The 3,932-nt window shown below is 71.1% G+C and carries 5 protein-coding genes; 3 read left to right on the top strand and 2 right to left on the bottom strand.

Annotated elements, in window-relative coordinates:
* The coding region (locus C1I98_RS36295; RefSeq protein WP_146607857.1) for a DNA glycosylase AlkZ-like family protein at positions 1-289 on the top strand (289 nt) is incomplete at its 5' end.
* On the opposite strand, the gene C1I98_RS36290 is transcribed toward C1I98_RS36295, so the two are convergent.
* Positions 280-879: a TetR/AcrR family transcriptional regulator gene (locus C1I98_RS36290; RefSeq protein WP_111171811.1), complete on the bottom strand. Its 600-nt coding sequence runs from the start codon at positions 877-879 to the stop codon at positions 280-282. The genes C1I98_RS36295 and C1I98_RS36290 overlap by 10 nt on opposite strands.
* A gap of 139 nt (positions 880-1,018) precedes the next feature.
* Between C1I98_RS36290 and C1I98_RS36285 the strand changes: the two genes are divergently transcribed.
* Both C1I98_RS36285 and C1I98_RS36280 read left to right on the top strand, forming a co-directional pair.
* A complete protein-coding gene (locus tag C1I98_RS36285) occupies positions 1,019-2,044 on the top strand; it encodes a glycoside hydrolase family 113 protein (RefSeq protein WP_111171810.1) in 1,026 nt (341 codons plus the stop codon).
* A 117-nt stretch (positions 2,045-2,161) separates the two neighbouring features.
* The gene (locus tag C1I98_RS36280) at positions 2,162-3,652 is read left to right on the top strand and encodes an alpha/beta hydrolase (RefSeq protein ID WP_111171809.1); all 1,491 of its coding nucleotides are present in this window, start codon (positions 2,162-2,164) and stop codon (positions 3,650-3,652) included.
* 47 nt (positions 3,653-3,699) lie between these two features.
* On the opposite strand, the gene C1I98_RS36275 is transcribed toward C1I98_RS36280, so the two are convergent.
* Positions 3,700-3,932: Clp protease N-terminal domain-containing protein (locus tag C1I98_RS36275; protein WP_306461945.1), on the bottom strand; the 233-nt coding region annotated here is incomplete at its 5' end.

Genomic DNA, 3,932 nt, shown 5'->3' with positions numbered 1-3,932 from the left:
GGTACGCTTCCTGCCCGCCTTCGACAACGCGATCCTCGGCTACCACGACCGCGGCCGGATCATCGACGACGCCCACCGTGGCCTGTCCGTCGCGGGCATCCGCGTCGTACTGGTGGACGGCCGGGTCGCCGCCACCTGGACCGTCAAGGACGACACCGTCACCGTCACCCCGCTTCGCGACCTCACCCGGGCCGACCGCGACGCCGTCGCCGAACAGGGGCGGGCGCTGGCGTCGTTCCTCTCCGACGGCGACGGCGAGCGGGTCCAGGTCACCGCGCCTCAGGGCTGACCGCGCCGCCGTACCAGCGGAAGGTAGACCTCGTCCACGATCTCGACGAGGACGTCGTCGGGGGCGGCGGGGACGCCGCGCATGACGAACTCGTTGCGCAGCAGCACGATGGCCACGGTGGCGACCCGCGGGTGCAGGGCCTCGGGGGAGACCTCGCCGCGCGCGACCGCGCGTCCCAGGACGGTGAGCCAGGGAGCCGCCGCGGCCTCCCCGGACTGTTCCTGCAACCGCGCCAGGACCTCCGCCGCGCCGCCGGCCGCGGCGAGCAGGTCGCGCAGGATCGCGCCGAGCGGCGAACTCCAGTGGCGATTGGCCCCGCGCAGCAGCTCAAGGGCGTCGCCGCGCAGGCTGCCGGTGTCGGGCGGCGGGACCGCCGAGGTCAGCCGCCGGTAGGCGGCGACGCCGAGTGCGAGGCGGTTGGGCCAGCGGCGGTAGATGGCGTTCTTGTTGGTACCGGCGCGGATGGCGACCTTGTCCATGGTCAGCCCGGCGTATCCGGATTCGGTGAGTTCGTCCACCGCGGCGCTCAGGATCGCCTCCTCCAGGGCGGCCCCGCGCCGCCGCGTCCGCCCGCCGCCCCGCTGTGTCATCGGACCCTTGACCTCCTGGCCATCGGTACGCCATCGGTACGCCATCGGTACGCCTCGTACCGGGCCAATTGTGGTTGCCCGCCACGTCCATCGGCAACTAGGGTACGAGACGTACCGTATTTTCCAGGAAGGGGCGGACATGCGCGCGAAAGGCGTCAGCTATGACACCGGCTTCGTCCGCGACGGAGTGATCTCCCGTAAGGAGTTCGACTCCGACGTGGTCAGGCGCGAGCTGGCCATCATCCGTGACGACCTGCACTGCACCGCCGTCCGCGTGATGGGCGGCGATCCGGAACGCATCGAGATCGCCGCCACGCACGCGGCCGACCTGGGCCTTGAGGTCTGGTTCTCGCCCTATCCGCTGGAACAGACCGCCGCCGAGATGCTGTCGCTGTTCGCCGACTGCGCCGTGCGCGCGGAGCGGGTCAGGCGGCGCGGGGCCGAGGTCGTGTTCGTCACCGGCGCCGAACTCAGCCTGATGGCCAAGGACCTGCTGCCCGGCGACGACACCGCCGAGCGGGTGCGGTTGCTGCGCCAGGCCGATGACCTGCCCGCACTGCTCGGCGCGGCCGGCGCGCGCGTCAACGACCTCCTCGGCCGGGCCGTGGCGCTGGTACGCGAGCGCTTCGGCGGCAAGGTCACCTACGCCTCGGTGCCGCTGGAGCGCGTGGACTGGACACCGTTCGACATCATGTCCGTGGACCTCTACCGGTCGGCGGAGATCGCGGACGGGTTCGCCGAAGGCGCCCGCACCCTTGCCGGGCAGGGCGGGCCGGTGGCGATCACGGAGTTCGGGTCGGCGGGCTACAAGGGGGCGGGCGAGCGCGGCGCGAACGGCCTGGAGATCGTCGAGTACGACGCGGAGACCGGCGCGCCGGTCCGGCTGAACGGCGAGTACGTCCGCGACGAGGCAGGTCAGGCCGCGTACCTGCGGGAGTCGCTGGAGGTCTTCGAGGGCGCGGGGATCGACGGCGCCTTCGTGTTCACCTTCGCGCTGGCCGACCACCCGCACCGGCCCGGCGGCGATCCGCGTGCGGACCTGGACCTGGCCTCCTACGGCATCGTCAAGGTCTACGAGGACCGCCACGGGGTCACCTACCCCGACATGCCGTGGGAGCCCAAGGCGGCCTTCACCGCCGTCGCCGACCATTACCGCGACCACTGAGAATCGCGTCCGCCGCATTTCTCGTCATTATGACCAGCGGGCCGTGGTAACAGGAATCAGATTGATCGACAATCTGGGCGTCCAGGCAATGGACATGCGCCGGTGATTGGAGATCACATGCGTAAGACCGGGCCATTACTCGCCGCGGCCATGGCCGCCCTCGTCGGCCTGACCGCGTTCACCCCCGCCCAGGCCGCCGAGCCGGACGCCGCCACGATCGAGTGGGCCGCGTGCGCGTCGCCCCGGGAGAGGTACGAGTGCGGCACGCTCACTGTGCCCGTGGACTGGAAGAATCCGGCCGGGCCGACCGTCGATCTGTTCCTGTCCCGGCAGCGGGCCACGGACCCGGCGGCCAGGATCGGCTCCCTGCTGGTCAACCCGGGCGGGCCGGGTCTGTCCGGGGCGACGTTCGCCACCTTCGACTTCTTCAGCCCGGAGGTCCGCCGCCGGTTCGACATCGTGGGCTTCGACGTCCGCGGCACGGCCGACAGCAACCGGGTCCTGTGCTCGGCCGATCTCATCGCGCAGTATCCGGACACGTTCATCGAGAACCAGGCCGAACTCGACCACTGGCGCGATTTCAGCAGCCGGGCGCGCGCCGACTGCAAATCCCGGACCGGGCCGGTCTTCGAGCATCTGGACAGCGTTTCCGTGGCCCGCGACATGGACGCGGTACGCGCCGCCCTCGGCGAGGAGAAGGTGACCTATTACGGCATCTCCTACGGCACGATGATCGGCCAGGCGTACGCCGAGCAATTCCCGCACCGCATCCGGGCCATGGCCCTGGACAGCGTCGTGGACCACAGCGCCGGCGGCGAACGCTATTTCCGGGACACGGCCGCACACGTCCAGGACGTTTTCGACGCCTTCGTCAAGTGGTGTGCGGGCGAGACCCGGTGCGCGCTGCACGGCAAGGACGTGCGGGCGATCTGGGCGCGGCTGAAGGACCGCGCCGAACGCGGCGAGCTGGGCGGTATGTCCAAGGCCCAGGTGCTTCGGATCATCTTCAACGGGTCGTACGCGCCCGCGTGGTACTCCGCCGCCGAGCAGATCGCCCGTCTCGACACGAGCGCTCCACCGGCACCGCTGCGGGCGCCAGGTGACATCCACTTCCCCTGGCAGCTCATCTGCGCGGACTTCGACATGCGGATCCGCGACCACCGCGAGTACGCCTGGCAACTGCGCCGCGCCAAGGCCGTCGCCCCGGACATGGAGTTCAATCCGTCCACGTTGACGGTCAATTCGTGGTGCCTGAGCGAGCCGCGCCCGATCCCGTACCCGCAGCACCGCCTGCGCGTACGCGGCGCGCCGCCGATCCTGGTCGTCAACTCCCGGCACGATCCGATCACCGGCCGCGCCTGGGCGGTCAGCGTCGCCCGCCAGATCGGCAGGGCGGCCCGGCTGCTCACGTACGAGGGCGTGGGACACGGCGTCTACGACCGCAGTGACTGCACGATCAGCACGATCGACCGCTACCTGATCGCGCTCAAGCCGCCCGCGTACCGGGCGAGCTGCCCGGCCGTACCGCTGGAACCGTCCACGCAGGTCCGCGAGCCACAGGACTTCCTCCGGCGAGATCTCACCGACCGGCCGACCCCGCGCCACTGATCGGCCGGGCCAGGGGGCCTCGGCCCGCAAAGGCCGAGGCCCCCTGCTCAGGTGGTCTCCCCCGGGCGCAGAACGCGATCGATCGCCCGCCCGACCAGCTCCTCGGCGGGCTCCTTGGTCACGCCGAGGCCGATCAGCGCCCGCACCGCCGGGAGGTCGTCCAGGGACAGCACGCCGAGCAGGATGTGCTCGGTGCCGACGAAGTCGTGCCCGAGCCGCAGCGACTCACGGGTCGCCAGGTCGAGCGCCTTTTTGCTCTCCCCCGCGAACGGCACCGAGC

The organism is Spongiactinospora gelatinilytica (genome assembly GCF_003236385.1).
Lineage (GTDB): Bacteria > Actinomycetota > Actinomycetes > Streptosporangiales > Streptosporangiaceae > Spongiactinospora > Spongiactinospora gelatinilytica.
The sequence above is the reverse complement of the archived record's forward strand: the minus strand, read 5'-3'. Positions and strand labels throughout refer to the sequence as shown.